The 21855-nt window shown below is 65.2% G+C and carries 18 protein-coding genes; 12 read left to right on the top strand and 6 right to left on the bottom strand.

The annotated features are described in order from the left end of the window. Position 1: 1 nt before the first annotated feature. The 4 genes from CYU59_RS27600 to CYU59_RS27585 form a co-directional block, all read right to left on the bottom strand. The gene (locus CYU59_RS27600; protein WP_293004466.1) at positions 2–1159 is read right to left on the bottom strand and encodes a sulfotransferase; all 1158 of its coding nucleotides are present in this window, start codon (positions 1157–1159) and stop codon (positions 2–4) included. A gap of 2 nt (positions 1160–1161) precedes the next feature. Further along, on the bottom strand, positions 1162–2289 hold the full coding sequence (locus CYU59_RS27595; protein WP_293004460.1) for an LLM class flavin-dependent oxidoreductase: 1128 nt from the start codon (positions 2287–2289) through the stop codon (positions 1162–1164). A 136-nt stretch (positions 2290–2425) separates the two neighbouring features. Next, positions 2426–3523 (bottom strand): inositol-3-phosphate synthase, encoded by a 1098-nt coding sequence (locus CYU59_RS27590; RefSeq protein ID WP_293004459.1) that lies wholly within the window; start codon positions 3521–3523, stop codon positions 2426–2428. A gap of 38 nt (positions 3524–3561) precedes the next feature. Next, positions 3562–4104, bottom strand: coding sequence for a PadR family transcriptional regulator (locus CYU59_RS27585; RefSeq protein WP_293004458.1), 543 nt, complete (start codon positions 4102–4104; stop codon positions 3562–3564). Between the two features lie 213 nt (positions 4105–4317). Here CYU59_RS27585 and CYU59_RS27580 point away from each other — a divergent pair, with 213 nt between their 5' ends. Beyond that, the gene (locus tag CYU59_RS27580; protein WP_293004457.1) at positions 4318–5493 is read left to right on the top strand and encodes an LLM class flavin-dependent oxidoreductase; all 1176 of its coding nucleotides are present in this window, start codon (positions 4318–4320) and stop codon (positions 5491–5493) included. 3 nt (positions 5494–5496) lie between these two features. Here CYU59_RS27580 and CYU59_RS27575 read toward each other — a convergent pair whose 3' ends face one another. Further along, the gene (locus CYU59_RS27575; protein ID WP_293004456.1) at positions 5497–6396 is read right to left on the bottom strand and encodes a DUF1707 domain-containing protein; all 900 of its coding nucleotides are present in this window, start codon (positions 6394–6396) and stop codon (positions 5497–5499) included. Positions 6397–6532: 136 nt separating this feature from the next. Here CYU59_RS27575 and CYU59_RS27570 point away from each other — a divergent pair, with 136 nt between their 5' ends. The 11 genes from CYU59_RS27570 to CYU59_RS27520 all read left to right on the top strand — a co-directional run bounded on the left by CYU59_RS27570 (position 6533) and on the right by CYU59_RS27520 (position 20710). Next, the gene (locus tag CYU59_RS27570) at positions 6533–6964 is read left to right on the top strand and encodes a DUF5318 family protein (protein ID WP_293004455.1); all 432 of its coding nucleotides are present in this window, start codon (positions 6533–6535) and stop codon (positions 6962–6964) included. Continuing rightward, positions 6957–9470: a transglycosylase domain-containing protein gene (locus CYU59_RS27565; RefSeq protein ID WP_293004454.1), complete on the top strand. Its 2514-nt coding sequence runs from the start codon at positions 6957–6959 to the stop codon at positions 9468–9470. The genes CYU59_RS27570 and CYU59_RS27565 overlap by 8 nt, the downstream gene beginning before the upstream one ends. Then, positions 9467–11101: a glycosyltransferase family 87 protein gene (locus CYU59_RS27560; RefSeq protein WP_293004453.1), complete on the top strand. Its 1635-nt coding sequence runs from the start codon at positions 9467–9469 to the stop codon at positions 11099–11101. Before CYU59_RS27565 ends, CYU59_RS27560 begins: the two co-directional genes overlap by 4 nt. Positions 11102–11186: 85 nt before the next feature. Further along, positions 11187–11477, top strand: a complete 291-nt coding sequence (gene rpsF / locus CYU59_RS27555; RefSeq protein ID WP_293004452.1) for a 30S ribosomal protein S6 — start codon at positions 11187–11189, stop codon at positions 11475–11477. A gap of 161 nt (positions 11478–11638) precedes the next feature. Then, positions 11639–12172, top strand: coding sequence for a single-stranded DNA-binding protein (locus CYU59_RS27550; protein ID WP_293004451.1), 534 nt, complete (start codon positions 11639–11641; stop codon positions 12170–12172). 33 nt (positions 12173–12205) lie between these two features. After that, positions 12206–12460: a 30S ribosomal protein S18 gene (gene rpsR, locus CYU59_RS27545; RefSeq protein WP_285186176.1), complete on the top strand. Its 255-nt coding sequence runs from the start codon at positions 12206–12208 to the stop codon at positions 12458–12460. 33 nt (positions 12461–12493) lie between these two features. Next, positions 12494–12952 carry a 50S ribosomal protein L9 gene (gene rplI / locus CYU59_RS27540; RefSeq protein WP_293004450.1) on the top strand — a complete coding sequence of 153 codons (459 nt, stop codon included), beginning with the start codon at positions 12494–12496 and terminating at the stop codon, positions 12950–12952. Between the two features lie 607 nt (positions 12953–13559). Further along, positions 13560–16184: a replicative DNA helicase gene (gene dnaB, locus CYU59_RS27535; RefSeq protein ID WP_293004449.1), complete on the top strand. Its 2625-nt coding sequence runs from the start codon at positions 13560–13562 to the stop codon at positions 16182–16184. Positions 16185–16647: 463 nt separating this feature from the next. Next, positions 16648–17370 (top strand): TnsA-like heteromeric transposase endonuclease subunit, encoded by a 723-nt coding sequence (locus CYU59_RS27530; protein ID WP_293004448.1) that lies wholly within the window; start codon positions 16648–16650, stop codon positions 17368–17370. Then, complete coding sequence (locus CYU59_RS27525) at positions 17363–19519, top strand: integrase (protein WP_293004447.1); 2157 nt, start codon at positions 17363–17365, stop codon at positions 19517–19519. The genes CYU59_RS27530 and CYU59_RS27525 overlap by 8 nt, the downstream gene beginning before the upstream one ends. 6 nt (positions 19520–19525) lie before the next feature. Continuing rightward, entirely contained in the window at positions 19526–20710 is a 1185-nt protein-coding gene (locus CYU59_RS27520) for a TniB family NTP-binding protein (RefSeq protein ID WP_293004446.1), read from the top strand. On the opposite strand, the gene CYU59_RS27515 is transcribed toward CYU59_RS27520, so the two are convergent. Then, positions 20665–21672, bottom strand: coding sequence for a hypothetical protein (locus tag CYU59_RS27515; RefSeq protein ID WP_293004445.1), 1008 nt, complete (start codon positions 21670–21672; stop codon positions 20665–20667). The genes CYU59_RS27520 and CYU59_RS27515 overlap by 46 nt on opposite strands. Positions 21673–21855: the final 183 nt, after the last annotated feature.

The raw sequence follows: 21855 nt of genomic DNA, 5'->3' as shown, positions 1-21855 counted from the left end.
GTCAACCCCGGTTCTCGATCTCGACACCGAAGCGCTCACGGAATGGCCGGAACTCCTCGTGTAGCGCGTCCAGGTCTTCACCGATGTCGACCAGCAGCTGAGTCGAGTAACGGAACTTGCCGTGCCGATCGCCGCGGTTCTCCGCGAGGTAGGTCCGCATCGCCCGCTCGGCGTGCGGTGTCAGCTCGCGGCCGCTGAACTCGTAGTAGCGGCGGACCGTCGCGACCTGATCGGCGACGAAGTCGGTGTAGCGGACGTGCAGGATCCGCGGGTCGTCGACCATCGGGTGGGTCATGGTGTTGGCCACGCCGGCACGGGTCAACTCGAGATGCAGCTTGGCCTGTGCATGCAGATCGACCGGACCGAACATGCCCTCGGCAATGTCGGCCATCATCATCGTCCGCGATGCGGCCACCTGTACCGGGTCGCGGTGCAGCCAGACCAACGTAGCGTCGGGATACGTCTCGAACATCTCGGCCAGCCGGAAGCCGTGAAAGCCCTTGAGAACCCAGTACTTTCGCGGCCGGCTGTATTGCAGCTGCTGAAGCATCGCCTTGTGCAGCCGGTACTGGGCCGCGGCGTCGGTGGCCAGGCCGCCGACCAGCGACTGCATCGGCACCCGCCACCAGGCGGTCGGTGTCATCACCCTGAAGTCGAACGCCCAGGTGCGCTCGTCTTCCGGTAGACCGTCGCCGAGCATGTCGTTGTACGGGTGGCTGTGCAACCACTTGGGCATTTTGGCATTGATCTCACGCCAGTCGTCGTCGGCGCGCGCTCGCCGCGGGTCGGGCTCGTCGGCCAGGCCGGGCGGCGGCGACGGGTACATCACCTCCCAGAACCGCAGCGCCCGCGCACCGGGGTCGACCGACATCAGCGCGTGCATCAGCGTTGTGCCCGAACGGGGTTCGCCGGTGACGAACATCGGCGCTTCGATCACCTCGTCGGCCACCGGGTAGCGGTTGCGGTCCTGCAGGAATTCCAGTCGCGACGTCAGCAGCCACCGGCAGACCCCGGCCGCCGCGGCCTCACCGGTGCTGTCCATCCCGAGACCGTTCAGATGCTCCACGGCGACCGTGAAACGGTCCGGCAGCGTGGGGTCGCCGTAGTCACTCAGACCCGTCTCCGCCGAAGCGGAGGCCAACAGTTCCGCGGCGTTCAGGGTCACCGGACGTCTCCGCACAGCGCAAGTAACTCATCTTCTGCCGCAACGACATTGGCCATCGACGCCGCGGCATGAGCGACGCCGGCCATTGCGCCGTAGTCGAGGATCTTGGGAACGCGCAGCCCCGCGTCCACGAACGTCTTGATGATCGCCGCCACCTGCTTCGGTGTGCCGTGCGGCACCACGGCGAGCAGCATCTCGGGCTGCGCCTCGGCCATGAATTCGACCAGACGCTCGCGGGTCAGCACCCCGGGGTCGATGTCCTGGAATCCCCGCCATTCGGGGCCCATCGGATGCTCGAAACCGAAGCCGCGCAACGTCTCCGCGGATACCTGCAGCAGGAAGGCCTTCACCAGCGGCGCTTTCAGAATTTCGGCCAGCGCGGCGTCGTCCTCGCCGATCAGACAGACCTGGATGAAACACGGGGTGATCGCCAGCGGATCACGGCCGGCGCGCTCCGCGGATGCCCTTACCGCGCTGAGCATTTCACCGTAGTGCTCAGGGGTCCAGGCGCCCGCAGGCCACCAGCCGTCGGCGTAGCGGCCCGCGATGTCGAGCATGCGGGGGCCGCTGGCCCCGATCCAGATCTGCGGAAGCCGTCCTTCGTACGGCTCGGTGTCCAACCGGGCGTGCCGCAGGGTGTAGAACCGACCGTTGAAGTCGACCGGACCGTCGCTCTCCCAGAGCAGCCGGATCACCTGCAGCGCTTCCTCGAAACGGGCCACCGGCCGGGCGAAGTCGAACCCGTACGGCAGGGTGTTCTCGCTTTCGCCGCTGCCGACGCCGAGGACGAACCGTCCGCGAGCGATGTGGTCGATGGTCAGCGCGGTCTGGGCCAGCATCGCGGGGTGGCGGCGGACAGTGTCGACGACGGCGGACACCAGCGGCACGTTCTCGGTCAGAGCCGCGGCCGCCGCCGCGACGGCGAGCCCATCGAGATGGCGATGCGGTGAGGGCGAAACCGTTGCCAGGTCGGTGAATTCAGGGGTCCAAATCGAGTCCGGCCAGAAGCTGACCATGTGGTCGGGCAGCCAGATCGAATGGTAGCGACCGCCGTCCAGGTCTTCGAGCCGCGACAGGTCGATCGGCAACGTGGTGCGCAGGAACGCGGCGGGCTGAACCTTCATAGAGACATGATGCTAAGCACTTGCTCAGCACTGTGTCTGTTGAATCGTGCAGGCAAAAAACCGCGAGCGTAACGCTGGGGCGACTTTCTGAGTCGAAAAGCGCCCTGGCGTTACGCTCGCGGCCAAACGAGAGGAATCAGCCCTCGATGATGAATTCCTCGAGCTGCGCCCGCGCAATGTCGTCGGGCAGCTGCTTCGGCGGGCTCTTCATCAGGTAGGCCGAGGCCGGGACGACCGGCCCGCCGATGCCACGGTCCTTGGCGATCTTCGCCGCGCGCACCGCGTCGATGATCACGCCGGCCGAGTTGGGCGAGTCCCACACCTCGAGCTTGTACTCCAGGTTCAACGGCACGTCACCGAAGGCGCGGCCCTCGAGACGGACGTAGGCCCACTTGCGGTCGTCGAGCCAGCCGACGTGGTCGGACGGGCCGATGTGCACGTCCTTGGTCTTGAACTCACGCTGCACGTTCGACGTCACGGCTTGGGTCTTGGAGATCTTCTTCGACTCGAGCCGCTCGCGCTCCAGCATGTTGAGGAAGTCCATGTTGCCGCCGACGTTGAGCTGCATGGTGCGGTCGAGCTGCACGCCGCGGTCCTCGAACAGCTTGGCCATCACGCGGTGCGTGATCGTCGCACCGACCTGGCTCTTGATGTCGTCACCGACGATCGGCACGCCGGCATCGGTGAACTTCTTGGCCCACACCGGGTCGGAGGCGATGAACACCGGCAGCGCGTTGACGAACGCCACGCCCGCGTCGATCGCGCACTGGGCGTAGAACTTGTCGGCCTGCTCCGATCCCACCGGCAGGTAGGACACCATGACGTCGACGTTCGCGTCCTTGAGTGTCTTCACCACGTCGACGGCCTCGGCGTCGGAGATCTCGATCGTCTCGGCGTAGTACTTGCCGATGCCGTCGAGGGTCGGGCCGCGCTGGACCGTCACGTTGGTCGGCGGCACATCGGAGATCTTGATGGTGTTGTTCTCCGACGCGAAGATCGCCTCGGAGAGATCGAAGCCGACCTTCTTGGCATCCACGTCGAACGCGGCGACGAACTTGACGTCGCGGACGTGGTACTGGCCGAACTTCACGTGCATCAGACCCGGCACGGCACTGTTCTCGTCCGCGTCGTAGTAATACTGGACGCCCTGTACCAGCGAGGACGCGCAGTTGCCGACGCCGACAATGGCAACTCGGACCTCGGTGGACGCCTGCGGCGCGTTCTGCTCACTCATACGGCGTACTCCATTCTTTCTTGGGGGGATTGTTCGGCTCAGGCCTGCTCAGCGCTGCTCTGCGCTAAACGTTCGGCCGCGATCAGCTCGTTGAGCCAATTGACTTCGCGCTCGCTGGACTCCAGCCCGAGTTGGTGCAGCTGGCGGGTGTAGCGGTCTAGCGAACTACTGGCCCGCGCAATGGCTTCACGCAGACCTTCTCGTCGTTCTTCGACCTGGCGGCGACGGCCCTCCAGGATGCGCATCCGCGCTTCAGCGGGTGTGCGGTTGAAAAAAGCCAGGTGCACGCCGAACCCGTCGTCGGAGTAGTTCTGCGGCCCGGTATCAGCCACCAGCTCGCTGAAGCGCTGCCGGCCCGCGTCGGTCATCTCGTACACGCGCCGGGCCCGACGTACCGGGGTTCCAGCCGGGGCGGCGTTCTCGGCGATCAGTCCGTCGGCCTGCATCCGCCGCAGTGCGGGATACAGCGAGCCGTAGGAAAATGCCCTGAACGCCCCGAGCAGACCGGTCAACCGTTTACGTAGCTCGTAGCCATGCATGGGCGACTCGAGCAGGAGTCCCAGGATGGCAAGCTCGAGCATCGAGTCGCCTCCTTTGCTGCACCGATTGCGTCGCTGTTATGTCGAGAAACTGTCTCGCTGCATAGTATCGGCCCGATATATTCGCCGCTACTTCGGGCGTCGGCTGCTGTTCCCGTTCCGTTCAACCGCCGGTCGCACACGCGCCAATCGAATTCGAATCACACCGGATGCAAGCCTGGCGAAATCGGACCCTGCCAGGCATAACCAGACAACGTGCCCATTCATCTGCACTGGTTTCTCCCGACCTACGGCGACTCCCGGAACCTGATCGCCGGCGGGCACGGCAGCGGCATGCGCGGCGACCGGCCGGCCGACCTGAAATACCTCATCCAGCTGGCCCAGGCCGCAGAGGCCAACGGTTTCGAGGCCGTGCTGACGCCGACCGGGCTGTGGTGCGAAGACGCCTGGCTGACCACCGCCATGCTGATCGGCAGCACCGAGACGCTGAAATATCTGGTGGCGTTTCGCCCGGGGTTGATCAGTCCCGTGCTGGCCGCGCAGATGTCGGCCACCTTCCAGTGGCAGTCCCAAGGCCGGCTGCTGCTGAACGTCGTCACCGGCGGTGAAAGCGCCGAGCAACGCGCGTTCGGCGACTTCCTGGAGAAGAAGGACCGTTACGCCCGGTGCGCCGAGTTCCTCGACATCGTCCGGCAGCTGTGGACGGCCGAGGCGCCGGTGACCGTGACCGGAGAGCACCTGCGCGTCGAGCAGGCGTCGTTGGGGCGCCGGCCCGATCCGCTGCCGGGCGTCTTCTTCGGCGGTTCGTCACCGGAGGCGGGTGACGTCGCGGCGCGCTACGCCGACACCTACCTGACCTGGGGCGAGCGACCTGAGCAAGTCAGCGAGAAGCTCGACTGGATCCGCGGCCTGGCCGCCGCGCAGGGCCGGACCCTGACCTACGGCATTCGGCTGCACGTCATCTCCCGCGACACCAGCGAGCAGGCCTGGGCCGAGGCGGAGCGGTTGCTGGGGGCGCTGAGCCCCGAGACCGTGGCCGCTGCCCAGCAGTCACTGGCCCGCTCGGAGTCCGAGGGGCAGCGCCGGATGCGTCAACTGCACGGTGGCGGCGACGATTACCGGGCTGGGGTGGATGCCCGGCAGCTGGAGATCTCTCCCAACCTGTGGTCGGGTGTCGGGCTGGTCCGCGGTGGCGCCGGCACCGCGCTGGTCGGGTCGCACGCCGAGGTCGCCGACCGGATCGCCGAATACGCCGCGCTCGGTCTGGACCACTTCATCCTGTCCGGCTATCCGCACCTCGAAGAGGCGTTTGTCTTCGGCGAAGGCGTGCGCCCGATCCTTGCCGAACGCGGCCTGCTCGACGACGCCGTGCGCGCCGGCCGGCCGGTCGAGCCGGTCAGGTCGGCGTTTCTGCCCAGCGCCGCTTCGTGAGTGCTACGAGGGCAGATCCACCCGTTTGATGGTGCCGTCACCCGCGAACGTCATCGAGCCGCTGCCGTATTCACTGGAAACGTGAACCGACAGCGTCAAGGCTCCGGGCGTGACGGGGTTTCGGGCGGGCTCGATGATCAGGTAGGTGTTCTTCACCTCGGCCCGCTTGATGTGCAGGGAGTCAGGAGCGCCACGCATGATGCCCACCACGGTCGGGATGTCGAATTTGCTGAGGTCGACGGCGTCTGGCCCGTCGGCACCGTTCCTGGCCCGGTTCGTCGGATCGTCCCATCCGCCGCGGTAGTCCGAGTCGAGCATCCGCCGGTCGTCCGACGGATCGGGCCGCTCGAAGGAGGCGTACGTCGGGTAGACGATCAACCGGTAGCCGACCACATTCCCGAACCTCTTGCGCGCCTGGTCGATCAGGCCGGTCAGCCCGCCCACTGACTGAAGCTGTGTGGGCGGCCTCAGCACCACCGGTGCCACGCCGTCGGGCTTGGCGCCGGGGTCGCCGGCCAGCTCGAACGGTGAATTGGTGTCGCCGTAGATTCCCCAGCCGATCCCGATGCCGAGCAGCAGCGCTGCGAGTAACGGCACTACCAACGCCACCCGGCCGCGCTGGGTGCGCGATCGGAACAGGGCCGTCAGCCCGGAGGGCTTGTCGCGTTGCAGCGCGGGTACCAGGGCGCTGTCGTGTTGGAGATCGTCGATGAGGCCGCGGAGGTCGCCCAGTGTTACCGCTTTGGTGGCGGCGCTCACCCGCTCGCGGTGCTCCTCCATCGTGAGCTCGCCACTGCTGAGGCCGTTGTCCAGCACCCGACAGGTGTCCTGTCGGTCCACGTCCCGGGCGCGGGTTGCCGTCGTGCCGCCGCGAGCCGCGGGCGTTCCAAGCCACTTAGCCACGCGATGATCCTAGAGTCGCGATGTTGCAGGGCTGCGTCGTTTCGATACGCGCCTTCAGTGAGGTCAGCCCTGTGTAGCCCCAAAACGTGACCGACCTACCTCTCCGCACCGTCCATGCGGACGTACTCTGGTCATCGTGCGATTGCAGCGGCAGGTGGTGGACTACGCGCTCAAGCGCCGGTCGCTGCTCGCGGAGGTCTACTCCGGCCGCACCGGCGTCACCGAGGTCTGCGACGCCAACCCGTACCTGCTGCGTGCCGCCAAGTACCACGGCAAGGTCAGCTCGGTGATGTGCCCGATCTGCCGCAAGGAGCAGCTGACGCTCGTCTCGTGGGTGTTCGGTGAGCACCTCGGCGCGGTGTCGGGGTCTGCGCGGACCGCCGAAGAGTTGGTCTTGCTAGCGTCGCGGTTCGAAGAATTCGCGGTACATGTGGTGGAGGTATGTCGAACCTGCAGTTGGAATCATCTGGTCAAGTCGTATGTGCTCGGCGCGACACCCGCGGCGCGCCCGCCGCGCAAGCGCAGCACCCGGACGGCGCGCGACGGCGCCCGCACGGCCAGTGAATAACGAAGGGCCGCAAGACCAATCAGCCGCTGGTGACCCGAGGGGGACCAGGGCTGCTGGCGGGTCGAAGCAGCCGCGGTCGCGTCCCACCCCACCGCCAGACGACCGGCTGACCACGATTCTGCCGCCGGTCAAGGACGACTCCCCGAATCGTTTCAAGGATCCGATCGACGCCGTGAAGGCGGCGCTGGATGGCCGGCCGACATCGCGGACGTCGGAGCGGCGCGATCCGCTGGAGATGGCCTCGGCCGCATTGGACGCGAAATCCCCACGGCGTCAGCAGCGGCCGCCCGACGGCCCGCCGCCGCCGGGCGATCCGGTGCGCAAGGGCCCGCCGCGCCGCAAGCCACCGGTTCCGGGCTGGGCTCAGCGCCTGGACTGGGAATGGCTGAACCACGTCAACTGGAGGTGGGTCCGCCGAGGGTTGTACGCGAGCATCGTGGTGATCGTGCTGCTGCCGATCGTCACCTTCGCGATGGCCTACACCATCGTCGACATCCCCAAGCCCGGTGACATCCGCACCAACCAGGTGTCGACCATCCTGGCCAGCGACGGCTCCGAGCTAGCGAAAATCGTTCCACCCGAAGGCAATCGGGTCGACGTCAACATCGACCAGGTGCCGGTCCATGTCCGCCAGGCGGTGATCGCCGCGGAAGACCGCAACTTCTACTCCAACCCGGGCTTCTCGTTCACCGGGTTCGCGCGGGCGTTCAAGAACAACATCTTCGGCGGCGACACCCAGGGTGGCTCCACCATCACCCAGCAGTACGTCAAGAACGCCTTGGTCGGGGCGCAGCGCGCCGGCGTCGGCGGCCTGGTCCGCAAAGCCAAGGAACTCGTCATCGCCACCAAGATGAGCGGCGAGTGGTCCAAAGACGATGTGCTGCAGGCATACCTGAACATCATCTACTTCGGCCGCGGGGCGTACGGCATCTCGGCGGCCTCGCGGGCCTACTTCGACAAGCCCGTCGAACAACTCACCATCGCCGACGGCGCACTGCTGGCCGCACTGATCCAGCGACCGTCGACACTGGACCCCGCGGTGGACCTGGAGGGCGCCAAGGAGCGCTGGAACTGGGTGCTCGACGGGATGGTCGACGACAAGGCGCTGTCACCGAAAGACCGCGCGGCGCAGCTGTTCCCGCCGACCGTGCCGCCCGAGCAGGCCCGCCAGCAGAACCAGACCACCGGCCCGAACGGGCTGATCGAGCGTCAGGTGACCAAAGAGCTGATGGAGCTCTTCAACATCGACGAGCAGACCCTGAACACCCAGGGTCTGCAGGTCACCACGACCATCGACCCGACGGCGCAGAAGGCCGCCGAAAATGCGGTCTCGAAATATCTGGAGGGCCAGAACCCCGACATGCGGACCGCGGTCGTGTCGATCGACCCGCACAACGGCTCGGTGAAGGCCTACTACGGCGGCTCGGACGCCAACGGCTTCGACTTCGCCCAGGCCGGGCTGCAGACCGGATCGTCGTTCAAGGTCTTCGCGTTGATCGCCGCACTCGAGCAGGGCATCGGCCTGGGCTACCAGGTGGACAGCTCACCGCTGACCGTCAACGGCATCAAGATCACCAACGTCGAGGGTGAAGGCTGCGGGGTCTGCAACATCGCCGAGGCGCTCAAGCGGTCCCTCAACACCTCCTACTACCGGCTCATGCTGAAGCTGAAGAACGGCCCGGAAGACGTGGCCGAGGCCGCACACCAAGCCGGCGTCGCGGGAAGCTTCCCGGGCGTCTCGCACACCCTGTCCGAGGACGGCAAGGGCGGCCCGCCCAACAACGGAATCGTGCTGGGCCAGTATCAAACTCGCCCGATCGACATGGCTTCGGCCTACGCCACGCTGGCCGACTCCGGGATCTACCACCGCCCGCATTTCGTGCAGAAGGTGGTCAACGCCGAGGGCAAGGTGTTGTTCGACGCGGCCGGTTCGGACAACTCCGGCGACCAGCGGATCCCCAAGGACGTCGCCGACAACGTCACGGCGGCGATGCAACCGATCGCCTCGTATTCACGCGGCCACGCGCTGGCCGGTGGTCGGCCGTCGGCGTCCAAGACCGGCACCACCCAGTTCGGCGACACCGACGCCGACAAGGACGCCTGGATGGTCGGCTACACCCCGTCGCTGTCGACGGCGGTCTGGGTGGGCACCGTGCGCGGCGACGCGCCGCTGGTGACCAAGGGCGGCGCCGCGGTGTACGGATCCGGCCTGCCATCCGACATCTGGAAGTCGACGATGGACGGCGCACTCAAGGGCACCACCAACGAGACCTTCCCCAAGCCGACCGAGATCGGTGGATCGGCCGGGGTGCCGGCCGGGCCGCCGCCACCACCGCAGCCGCCGCAGATGACGGTCATCCAGCCGACGATGGAAATCGCGCCGGGCATCACGATTCCGATCGGTCCGCCGACCACGGTGCCCGTTGTGCCGGCCGCTCCTCCGCCGGGAGCGCCGGCACCGGGTCCGCCGGGAGCGCCGGCACCGGGTGTGCAGCCCCCGCCGTGACCGTCGCCGAGACGGATCCCGCCGACATCTCACCGCGGCAGTTGGCACGTGATCTGCGCTCCGCCGATGACCGGGATTGCCCCAGCCGCAACGACTTTCTGGGCGCGGCCCTGTCCAATGTGGTGGGCGGCCCGGTGGGCCGGCACGCGATCATCGGACGCGCGCGGATCTTCACGCCACTGCGGGTGATGTTCCTGGTCGGCCTGGTGTTTCTGGCGCTGGGGTGGTCGACCAAGGCGCCGTGCCTGCAGACGGTCGGAACCGGCCCCGGTGACCAGCGGGTGGCGAACTGGCAGAACCAGCGGGCGTACTACGAGCTCTGCTACTCCGACACCGTGCCGCTCTACGGCGCGGAGTTGTTGAGCCAGGGCCGTTTTCCCTACAAATCGAGCTGGATCGAGCGGGACAGCAGCGGCAAACCGCAAACCCGCTACGACGGTAAGCCCGCGCTGCGCTTCATGGAATATCCGGTTCTCACCGGGATGTACCAGTACGTGTCGATGTCGTTGGCCAAGACCTACACCGCCGTCAGCAAGATGATCCCGATACCGGTGGTCGCCGAAGTGGTGGTGTTCTTCGACGTGGCCGCGCTCGGATTGGCGCTGGCCTGGCTGGCGACGCTGTGGGCCACCGCCGGGCTGGCCGGACGACGGGTGTGGGACGCCGCGCTGGTGGGCGCCTCGCCGCTGGTAATTTTTCACATCTTCACCAATTTCGACGCGCTGGCAACGGCTTTCGCGCTCGGTGGGCTGCTGGCCTGGGCGCGACGACGGCCGGTGCTGGCCGGCGTCTTGATCGGCCTGGGTGGTGCGGCCAAGCTGTACCCGCTGCTGTTCCTCGGCCCGTTGCTGGTGCTGGGTGTCCGGACCGGGAGGCTTCGCGAGGTGGCCCGTACCGCCGCGACCGCGGTCGCGACCTGGCTACTGGTGAATCTTCCGGTGCTGCTGCTGTTTCCGCGGGGCTGGTCGGAGTTCTTCCGGCTCAACGCGCGTCGCGGCGACGACATGGATTCGCTCTACAACGTGGTGAGGTCACTCACCGGTTGGCCCGGTTTCGACCAGGGTCTGGGCCTGTGGGAGCCGCCGAAGATCCTCAACGCCGTCGTGTTGGCGTTGTTCGTGTTGAGTTGCGCGGCAATCGCTTACATCGCGCTGACCGCGCCGCGCCGGCCACGGTTGGCGCAGCTGGCGCTGCTGGTGGTTGCGGCGTTCTTGTTGACCAACAAGGTGTGGAGCCCGCAGTTCTCGCTGTGGCTGGTGCCGCTCGCGGTGCTGGCGCTGCCGCACCGGCGGATCCTGTTGGCGTGGATGACCATCGACGCGCTGGTGTGGGTGCCGCGGATGTACTACCTCTACAGCGTGCCCGACCGCGGGCTGCCCGAGCAGTGGTTCACCACCACGGTGTTGCTGCGCGACGTCGCGGTGCTGGTCATCTGCGCGCTGGTGGTCCGCCAGATCTACCGACCCGAGGACGACCTGGTCCGCTGGGACGGCCGGATAGACGATCCGGCGGGCGGCGTCTTCGACCGGGCCGCCGACGCGCCGCCTGAAGGGCTGCCGGCCTGGTTGCGCCCACGTGGGCTGCGGCGGGCGGCGGCCGCGGATTTCGCAGGTCCGGCCGCCGTCCGGTAGCCTGTGACGGTTGCCGACGCAGGCGACCCTCCTGCCGCGGGGATTCCCACGGCCGCACACGACCATAGGAGGTGATGAGGTTCCCATGCGTCCATACGAATTGATGGTCATCCTCGACCCCACTCTCGACGAGCGCACCGTAGCTCCGTCCCTGGAGACCTTTCTGAACGTCGTCCGCAAGGACGGTGGAACAGTGGAGAAGGTCGACATCTGGGGCAAGCGCCGGCTGGCCTACGAGATCCTCAAGCACGCCGAAGGCATTTATGCGGTGATTGATCTCAAAGCCGAGCCCGCGACGGTGTCTGAGCTCGACCGTCAGCTCAGCCTGAACGAGTCGGTGCTGCGCACCAAGGTGATGCGTACCGACAAGCACTGACGTCAATTGCCTGGCTTCTCGTGGGCGTCCCCGTCCCGCATCGTCGCCAGGCAGCCCTGTTGACGAATGGTCGCAGCGCGTCCGAGCGGTTGCGTAGGCTCAGCGTGACTCATGACTATTCGCCGATTGTTGGCGTGCCCTAACGGACTGAGGAGAGCACTGTGGCTGGTGACACGGTCATCACGGTTATCGGAAACCTGACTGCCGACCCCGAACTGCGTTTCACGCCGTCGGGCGCGGCCGTCGCGAACTTCACCGTCGCGTCGACCCCGCGCCAGTTCGACCGCCAGACCAACGAGTGGAAAGACGGCGAAGCGCTGTTCCTCCGCTGCAACATCTGGCGGGAGGCGGCCGAGAACGTGGCCGAGAGCCTGACCCGCGGGTCGCGCGTGATCGTGAGCGGACGGCTCAAGCAGCGTTCATTCGAAACCCGTGAGGGCGAGAAGCGCACCGTCGTCGAGCTCGAGGTCGACGAGATCGGTCCCTCACTGCGGTACGCCACCGCCAAGGTCAACAAAGCCAGCCGCAGCGGCGGTGGCGGCGGCGGCTTCGGCGGCGGCGGGGGATCCCGTCAGTCGGCACCCCAGGGTGGCGGCAGCAGCAGCAGCAGCGGAGGCTCCGGCGGCGACGACCCGTGGGGCAGCGCCCCGGCGTCGGGTTCGTTCGGCGGCGGCGACGACGAGCCCCCCTTCTAACAAACTTCGAACGACAGAACGAGAGAGAAAGACATGGCGAAGTCCACCAAGCGGCGTCCGGCGCCGGAAAAGCCGGTCAAGGCACGGAAGTGCGTGTTCTGCTCCAAAAAGGGCCAGGACATCGACTACAAGGACACTCAGCTGCTGCGCACCTACATCAGCGAGCGCGGCAAGATCCGCGCCCGCCGGGTGACCGGCAACTGCGTCCAGCACCAGCGCGACGTCGCAATCGCGGTCAAGAACGCCCGCGAGGTGGCCTTGCTGCCCTTCACCTCGTCGACGCGGTAAGCGCGCGCAACGCAGAACGGAATTGGCGAAACAATGAAGCTCATTTTGACTGCTGACGTCGACCACCTCGGTTCCGTCGGTGAAACCGTTGAGGTCAAGGACGGCTACGGCCGCAACTTCCTGCTCCCGCGTGGTCTGGCGATCGTCGCGTCGCGTGGGGCGCAGAAGCAGGCCGACGACATCCGTCGCGCCCGCGACACCAAGCAGGTCCGCGACCTCGAGCACGCCAACGAGATCAAGGCCGCCATCGAAGGCCTCGGCTCGGTCTCGCTGCCGGTGAAGACGGCCAGCGACTCCGGCAAGCTGTTCGGCTCGGTCACCACGGGCGCCGTCGTGACGGCGATCCGCAAGGCCGGCGGCCCGAACCTCGACAAGCGCGTCGTGCGGTTGCCGAAGGGCCACATCAAGGCCATCGGCAGCCACCCGATCACTTTGCACGTGCACCCCGATGTGGACGTCAAAGTGGCGCTCGACGTCGTCGCTGAGGGCTGAACCCCGCACCTCCAACCCCCGGTGGCGGCCTGAACGGGCCGCCCCGGGGGTTTTTGCGCGCACATAGCGAACTCGCCGGGGCCAGCAACCGATAGCGAACGTTACCGTCCGTTAACTCTGATAATCATTCGGGGAAACACAACACGCCCGAAGCGGCAACCGCGCACGACACGCCGTAGAGATTCCTATACACACAAAATACGCAGGTGTGTGGTGCGCTTATCTGCAGTGATGTGGCAACGGCGCATATTGCTCCACAAGTTCTCCACACCCCCTCAACACAGGCGCAGACGGCTATGCACACCCCATGCACAGGTCTATGAACAACCACGTTTTGCGTCGCCGCCAGCAACCTTTAACGTCGACCCGTCGTGAGGTGATGCTGGCGTTCGAAGATCGGCATTCGGCCCGCGGTGGATGTCCCGCCGCCTGCGAGCCGAGTCGATCACGAGGGCGAAGGCCGTGGATCCGCCCCGGGGTGGGGTCCCCCGATTTGTCGGGGGTGCTGGGCGGTCGGGCTGAGTCGAGCGATGTCGGTGGTGTGACTTAACGTCGTGCCGTCGGCGTCGAATATGCGTTCGAACGTCGTGGAGAGGGCGGGAGTTCTGTGGCTGTCGTTGATGATTTGGGGCGTGCCAGCGCGGAGGCGCCGAGCGAGGACTACGGCCGTCAGCCGCCGCAGGATCTCGCGGCCGAGCAGTCGGTGCTGGGCGGCATGCTGCTGAGCAAGGACGCGATCGCCGACGTGCTGGAGCGGCTGCGGCCCAGCGACTTCTACCGCCCGGCGCATCAGAACGTCTACGACGCCATCCTGGACCTCTACGGGCGCGGTGAGCCGGCCGACGCGGTGACGGTGGCCGCGGAGCTGGACCGGCGCGGGCTGCTGCGCCGCATCGGCGGCGCGCCCTATCTGCACACCCTGATCTCGACCGTGCCGACCGCTGCCAACGCCGGCTACTACGCCGGCATCGTCGCCGAGAAGGCGCTGCTGCGCCGCCTGGTGGAGGCCGGGACGCGGGTGGTCCAGTACGGCTACGCCGGCGCCGAGGGTGCCGACGTCGCCGAGGTGGTCGACCGCGCGCAGGCCGAGATGTACGAGGTCGCCGAGCGGCGGATGTCAGAGGACTTCGTTCCGCTGGAAGACCTGCTGCAGCCGACGATGGACGAGATCGACGCGATCGCCTCCAACGGCGGTCTGTCGCGCGGGGTGCCAACCGGGTTCACTGAGCTCGACGAGTTGACCAACGGGCTGCACCCCGGGCAGATGATCATCGTCGCGGCCAGGCCTGGTGTCGGGAAGGCGCTGGCTCTCGACACGCCCCTACCGACGCCGGACGGCTGGACGACGATGGGTGAGGTCGCCGTCGGTGACGAGCTGCTGGGCGCTGATGGATTGCCGACGCGGGTGGTGGCGGCGACCGAGATCATGCTCGGCCGGCCGTGCTACGAGGTCGAGTTCTCCGACGGCACGGTGATCGTCGCCGATGCTGAGCACCAGTGGCTGACTGATACCCGCGCATCGCGAAAGTCAGCTCAGGCTGCCGCGACGGGCTACAACCGCTACAAAAACCAGCGCACCTTCGCGGCGGTTCGGACGACGGCTGACATTGCCGCCTCTGTTCGTTGCGGCACCGCCGACCAGCGGCTCAATCACAGCGTGACCAACGCCGCCGCGATCGAGCTGCCCGACCGTGAATTCCTTGTGGCGCCATACACATTCGGCGCTTGGCTAGGAGACGGGACCAGTGCCAGCGCGCAGATCACCGCCGCCGACCCCGAGATCATCATGCGGATCGAGGCCGACGGCTACGTCGCGGTCCCATCCGCATCCGCTCTCTACCGTTATCAGCTCCGGCTTGAACCCGGCGATGACATCGCACCGCGCGAATGTGTTGTCTGCGGTGCCGAGTTCGTCCCACAAACCAGTCAGGTGCGAACCTGCGGCCGGTCGTGCGGTGGACGTGCGCGGTTTGTGAGCGCGCCTGTCCTGGTGCCGACCTGTGTCCGCTGCGGAGGCACGTCGGCGGGAATGCGGTTGTGCCAGCAGTGCCACAACGCCGTGGGAACCTTGCAGGCGCGGCTGCGGACCGTGGGCGTGCTGGGCGACAAGCACATTCCCGTCGAGTATTTGCGCGGCTCCGTTGCGCAGCGACGCGCATTGCTTGCTGGCCTGCTGGACACCGATGGAACCGTGACAGCCGGTGGCAGCGTGCAGTTCGCGGTCACCAACCGCCGCTTGGCGACTGACGTGGCCGAGCTGATCGTGAGCCTGGGTTACCGCTGCCAGATCTCGACCAAGCGGGTGCGCGGACGCAGCGAGGCCTCGAGCGTCGCTTACACGTTGACGTTCGCGACCGCTGACGAGGTGTTCGCGCTCCAGCGAAAGGCGTTGCTGCACAAGGACCGCCGAGGTGTCGTTAACACCGCGCGTTCGGGGTCGCGGTTCATCGTCGACGTGCGGCCGATCGACAGTGTTCCGGTGCGGTGTGTCGAGGTGGACAACGCCGACCACATGTACCTGGCCAGCGAGTCGATGGTGCCCACGCACAACTCGACTCTGGGTCTGGACTTCATGCGGTCGTGCTCAATCAAGCATCGTCTGGCCAGCGTCATCTTCTCGCTGGAAATGAGTAAGTCCGAGATCGTGATGCGGCTGTTGTCCGCCGAGGCCAAGATCAAGCTAGGCGACATGCGGTCGGGCAAGATGAGTGACGACGACTGGACGCGGCTGGCGCGCCGGATGAGCGAAATCAGCGAGGCGCCACTGTATATCGACGACTCGCCGAACCTGACGATGATGGAGATCCGCGCCAAGGCGCGGCGGCTGAAGCAGAAGGCTGATCTGAAGTTGGTCGTCGTCGACTACCTGCAGCTGATGTCATCGGGCAAGAAGGTCGAGTCGCGGCAGCTCGAGGTGTCCGAATTCTCCAGGCATCTCAAGCTTTTGGCCAAGGAGCTCGAAGTCCCGGTGATCGCCATCAGCCAGCTGAACCGTGGTCCCGAGCAGCGCACCGACAAGAAGCCGATGCTGTCCGACCTTCGTGAGTCCGGATCACTGGAGCAGGACGCCGACATGGTCATCCTGCTGAACCGGCCGGACGCCTTCGAGCGCGACGACCCTCGCGGTGGTGAAGCGGATCTTATTGTGGCCAAGCACCGTAACGGCCCGACAAAGACTGTGACAGTTGCTCACCAGCTGCATCTTTCGCGGTTCACAAATATGGCACGCTGACTGTAGGTGTCGAGATGCAACGAAGATTAGCAAACAGCGCCTTCTTGTTTAACTAGCCCGAGCCCACCATGGGCAAAAGGTGTTTAGCTGCAGTTTTGTGCGCCGCCGGTGAATTTGCTGTCGGCGATATAGCGGTTTTTAAGCCTAAACGGGCGGTGGTCGCCCCGCTGCCAGATGAGCTGGATTGCAGTTATGTCAGGTCATTTGCCGATACCTAAGGTGCGGAGTGCCTGTTCTTGGTACCGTCGCGACGTGTCCTCCGCCGGCTGTCGGCGCGGACGTGGCTACTAGGGCATCCCGCGCGGTTGTCCCGGGGAGTGGTGGACGAACCGACAAAGTTCGGCGCCCGTACGCATCTCCTCGGGACTGGGTAGCTGCTGGGCTCGATTCGCCTAAAGCAGGTCGAGTCGCGGGTCCGATCCGACCACGACGAGACCCTCGAGCTGCTTTATTGACTCCGACCGTGGAGTCGGTCCGCTGGGCATTTCGGCTGTCCGGTTCGTTCGCGGTGGAGAGCTGGGATTGGCAAATCCAGGGCAGTCCGCCGCTACGCCTCGTGGATCCCTTTCGCACGACGCGGGGTTCGCGGCGCGCCAGACATATTCCGGCAACGGCGTTTTCGACGACTAACGACGACCATGTGTGGCTGGAATCCGGGCTCGAGCATGACTTGCTTCGCAAATGCGACCGTGATCCAGACGTTGATTGGATTGTTTCGCAACCATTTCAACTGTCATGGACCAATCCAACCTCCGGTTTCCACACTCCTGATTTGTTGACGGTCGGTACTGACGGGCGCGTCACGGTGTGGGATGCCAGGCGGCTTGATGAGCAGGATGATGACTTCACGATGCACGCGGACGTCGCTTTGCGCTGCTGTAATTCGGTGGGTTGGGACTACGCGGTGTTCGGCGAGCTGCCGACCATTGAACGCGTGAATATGTTGTGGCTGCACGGTTTTAGACGACGTCCGGTGTGGACGGATCGTTACTTAGATTTGATTTGGCGTGTGGCGCGGAGTCCGGGTAAGTCCTTAAGGGATGTGTTCGATCTTGATGACGGCTCTGGAGAATTGAAATCTGCGGTCTGGCATCTGGTGTGGGCGAGTCGGCTTGACGTTGACGTGACGTCCAGCATCACAGATGAATCGCGTGTCATCGTCAATGAGGAGCTGTGGGATGTCTAAGGGGCGTACTCAGTTGCGGGTGGGCACGCCCGTGTTAACCAATGCCGGAACAGGCGTGGTGGTGTCGTTCGACGGAACGGACTACGTACTTCGTGACGCGTTCGGCACGCTGGAATCTAGCGGTTGGTCAGATGAGGCGGTGGTCCTGGAGATCGGCGACGGTCACGTAGCGGGGTTGTCCGAATCGTTACGGCCGCTGTGGGACTCAATAGACGCCAGTGCTCAACGTGTTGCCTTAGATCGTTTAGAGGTGGTGCAAGAGATTGTCACCGGCTACCGGGAGGGTCATCGAGATCTGGCTCGTGATGGTGAGCCACGATATCCGTTTGGGCCGGGGTTCGGGGTGTCGGAGTCGCGCCGGTGCGAGGTGATGGCCGGACTGCTTGCTGAGGAATTGCGATATCACCGCGCCATCCAGCGGCGCATTCACGATGGCGAGATCCGTTCCAGCACTACGAATCCGAGCACGGTCCGAAACTGGGTGAGAGCTTGGAAAGACCGGGGGTTGCGGGGGTTGATCGATGGGCGGAGTTTGCGGGCGCGTAGGTCATCGGAACTCATCGATCCGCGCTATCGGGAAGCCGCCGAGAAGGCACTCGATACTCTCGACGGCGACAAGTCCACCGTGTCGATCAAGGAGCTCGATCGCCGGATCAGGGTCCAGCTCATCGACGACGGTGTCAAGGATCCGAAAGTACCGCAACGGATGACTAACGAGTATCTGTCAACACTGATGAAGCAGCGCGGTGCGACCACGCGTGCGCAGCGCAGCCGAAGTCTCCGGAAAACATCAGGCGTGCAGCATTTTCCGGCGATTCGACCAGGTCAAATCGTGGCCATTGATGCGACCCGTGCCGACAATCTCGTGTACTCGCCTCTGACGGGTAAGCCGTACAGCGTCGAAATTCTGACCGCGATGGACGTCAGCACCCGTGTCGTCCTCGCGCTGCGGGTGACGCCACGCAGTGCTGATGGGATCGATGCCGGCCTCATGCTCTATGACATCTGCAGACCCTTTTCGGCGCTCGTGCAGGGAACCTCGATGACCGACTGGCGGTGGGTCGGGCTACCCGAGGGCCTTGACGTATCGCAGACCCGCGTCCGGGTCGGGCATCAACTGCTGGCACCGGACTTGTCGACTTTGCAGGGCGCGCACCACATACCATCGGTTCTTCCCGATGCGATCCACGCCGACCAAGGCGCCATCTTCATTTCCAGAATCTTCCGCGCGATCCTGCGCGACCTGGGCATCGACCTGCTGCTCAGCCGGGGCGCTCATCCGACGGACAACCCGCATGTCGAACGCTGGCACGAAACGTTTCAACGCGCGCTACAACAGTTCCCCGGGTACAAGGGCCGCAACACTTCTCAACGCGGACGGCTCGTCTCCTCAGAGCCCTTGATGACGGCTCACGAGCTACAGGACTTCCTGCGACGTTTCGTCGCTTTGGACTATCACCGTTCCTGGCACACCGGGCTGGTGCTTCCAGGCGAGCCCGGCGCGCGGCTGTGCCCACTGGAGATGTGGGACGCGATGGTCGAAGTCAGCGGCCGTATCGATGTGCCCCAGACCCCGGATCTGCTCTACCAGTTCCTACCGATCCGATGGCTGACCATCAGCCACCAAGGGGTTGAATGGGCCAACCTGGTCTACGACTCGACCGCCCTGGACGACTACCGATCTGTCGTGAGCGGTTACTTCCGCACCGAAGACTGCGCCGCACCATTTCATGTCGATCCGCACGACGTCTCCCGCATCTGGTTTCGTGACCCAAAAACCGAACGAGTGCAACCCATCCCGTGGCGCGGGGCCGCACGTACCGATGCGCCGATGACCGCGCGAATGGTCGCCGCCGCCTGCCAGCGAATCCGAGACCGCGGCGGTAACCCTGTACTCACAAGGCTGTCGGCCACCCGCCAGATCCTCGACGAACTGACTGAACTAGCCCGGGTCGACAAGCCCGACACCGACTACAGTCAACTGATCGCGGCCACCCTTCGGGTTGACCAGTCGCGACGAGATCACAACGAGGCGCAGGACGCCATGCGTCTGTACCCGCGAAAGCACAGTACGAAGAAATCTTTGGCTGGGGCGGGCGAGCTATCGACGGCTCGAGGACGATGGCCGGACCTGTTGGCAGAGGAGTGATCAAAAATGGATTCCCGCCGATGGCATGACTGGTGCACCGGTGCTATGCCGGAGGAGCCACTGCCGCTGACGCTCGAACAGTGGGACGCGCTGACAAGTCCCCAACGCAGGTCCCACATCGACCGTCTCAAGCGCTGGCTCCACCAGCACTACTTCACTACCGCCCAATTCGATGCTGTCTCCCAGCGACTCAACACGATTGTCGAGCGCAACGCTCAAACGCCGCCGGGTGCAAAGGAAATCCCCGTTATCACCGGCCCAAACACGATTGGCAAGAGCGCGTTTATCAAAGACTGGGCTCGGCAGCGATACCTGCAGTGGACAGCGTCAGCAGTGGACGGGTCAACGCATCGTCCGGTGTGGTACCCGACGTCAGACGTTGAATGCGACCTCTGTCCAGTCGTGTTCATCAATCTTCAAGCTGACGCTCAAACGAAGGCACTCGATTCACAAATCCTGGGGTTCTACGGCCTGCCCAGCGGTACCACCGCTCACGACACAACTCGCAGCGCAATGAAAGCACTTGCCCGACATCAAGCTCGCGTGCTGGTGATCGATGATGTCAATCTGCTCAAAACAGAATGGCGAGGAGCTCGTAAAGTGCTCGATCACATCAAATTTCTCAACACCGAACTCGGCGAAAATGCCGCGACTCTTGTGCTGGTGGGCGCCAACCTGGTCGGCGGCGAGCTGCTGAACGATCCACAGATCAAAGGCCGGTCGACGACGTGTGTGGTGGCCCAGTACGAAATTGACGAGCCTGATGAGCAGCGCGTCTGGCAGCGTCTCATCCGCGACCTCGAGGAGCGACTCCTTCCCCACTTGCCAGCCGGCGGGATTGGGATGCTGTACCGAGATCTGGCGGGGGAACTGTGGTTTCGCACCCAAGGCTACTTCCAAGATCTCAAACAGTTGATCTGCGAAGCGACGCTCGCCGCTACCAACGACGGCACCCACACGATTCAGCGCCATCACCTCGATTCCGTCACTCTCAGCGATCGTGCTGAAGCGGCGCGTCGCGCGATGATGGACGGGGACGCAGCCGTATCAGGGATCAAGGCGAGGGCGCTATCGACGGCGCCAACCAGCGCGAGGCCATCGACCGGACAGGCCGCTAAGCCCTCGGCCCCGCGAGGCAAGGCTCGTCAGTCCAGGGGGTTGGCGAGGACAAGCGACCGTAAACCCGCCTGAGCGTCGGGCGTGAGCCGGGCACAGAATTCACGGTAGCCGACCTTGGCGCGCGCCGGAACGGGGCTTTGCCATGCGGGACTGGCGTCGAGCCAACCCTGAGCCGGCACGCACCACATCCAGGTGATCGCGTACGGCAACGACGTGAGCCGGCGATGCGGCGTCGACGACGTACGCCAATGGTCGAACCAGTCGGCGGTGTGGGAGGCCAGGGTAACAACACGCGATTCGCGCTCACGGAAGTTGCGGTCCCGCGGCAGCGCGTCATGGGTTCGGTGGACCGCGTCAGCGAAGACGCCTGGCGTCGCCACCATGCGGCCACTTGCGGCGCGGGCGGTACGTTGACCGATCGCGGGATCGAGACCAAGATGGGCGGCGGCAGTCGACCAGTTCGGCGCAGCCGAGACCGATCGCGCTAGGCACAGCGAGGCGTAGAGCCGCGCGGTCCACAGGTAGCTGCCAAGCATGCCGTCGAAAAATTCTGCGAACAGCGCAAGATCGAGAAGTTGGGGGATCGCAGTCATCGGCGGCAGTAGTCGCACGCCTGGCTCGTTGAGTCGACGACCAACGTGATGCCGACTCGACACGGCCGAAGAAATCAACGCGGCAGTCGTAGCAGTGCGCGTGGTGCGATTGCTCAGCCAATTGCTCGGTCCGTTAGCCACCGTCGAGATCGGCGCCAGCCAGGACGCGAGGTGTGCTCCCGCCTCAGCAACCGCGGGCTCACCGAGGATGGCATGAGCTTCGGCGAGAACATATGCGCGCACTGCAGAGCTCTTGGGCGGGCTGATTCCCCAGCGAGGGCTGCGAAGCTCGGCCGTGCGCGAGGCGGCCTCGGCCTGTAAGGCTGTCGCCCACTCAAGGGCAGCGAAATCCCCAGCAGCGGCAAGGATGTGGAGAAGCATCGTCGCGACGTGCCGCAATTCGGCAAGAAAAGTGCGGGGGTCGACAGCTCCGCCCAGCATCTCAATACGCTGGCCTTCCAACGCGACTGCAATCGTGTTGGCCGCGGCGATAGCATCTGGCTGTCGGCGGACATGAAAAAATGCCCACTGGCGGACACGAAAGTGCCCATTAGCGGTCAATAAGTTCTGCCCACTGGCGGGCACGAAAGTGCCCGCTGGCGGCCATGAATCTGCCTAGACCTA

The organism is Mycobacterium sp. (assembly GCF_002863225.1).
Lineage (GTDB): Bacteria > Actinomycetota > Actinomycetes > Mycobacteriales > Mycobacteriaceae > Mycobacterium.
The sequence above is the reverse complement of the archived record's forward strand: the minus strand, read 5'-3'. Positions and strand labels throughout refer to the sequence as shown.

Coding starts and splice junctions, on each gene's coding strand:
- CYU59_RS27595 (WP_293004460.1), bottom strand. CDS start 2,289: ATGAAGGTTCAGCCCGCCGCGTTCCTGCGCACCACGTTGCCGATCGAC.
- CYU59_RS27590 (WP_293004459.1), bottom strand. CDS start 3,523: ATGAGTGAGCAGAACGCGCCGCAGGCGTCCACCGAGGTCCGAGTTGCC.
- CYU59_RS27585 (WP_293004458.1), bottom strand. CDS start 4,104: ATGCTCGAGCTTGCCATCCTGGGACTCCTGCTCGAGTCGCCCATGCAT.
- rpsF (WP_293004452.1), top strand. CDS start 11,187: ATGCGTCCATACGAATTGATGGTCATCCTCGACCCCACTCTCGACGAG.
- rpsR (WP_285186176.1), top strand. CDS start 12,206: ATGGCGAAGTCCACCAAGCGGCGTCCGGCGCCGGAAAAGCCGGTCAAG.
- rplI (WP_293004450.1), top strand. CDS start 12,494: ATGAAGCTCATTTTGACTGCTGACGTCGACCACCTCGGTTCCGTCGGT.
- CYU59_RS27525 (WP_293004447.1), top strand. CDS start 17,363: ATGTCTAAGGGGCGTACTCAGTTGCGGGTGGGCACGCCCGTGTTAACC.
- CYU59_RS27520 (WP_293004446.1), top strand. CDS start 19,526: ATGGATTCCCGCCGATGGCATGACTGGTGCACCGGTGCTATGCCGGAG.
- CYU59_RS27515 (WP_293004445.1), bottom strand. CDS start 21,672: ATGCTGGGCGGAGCTGTCGACCCCCGCACTTTTCTTGCCGAATTGCGG.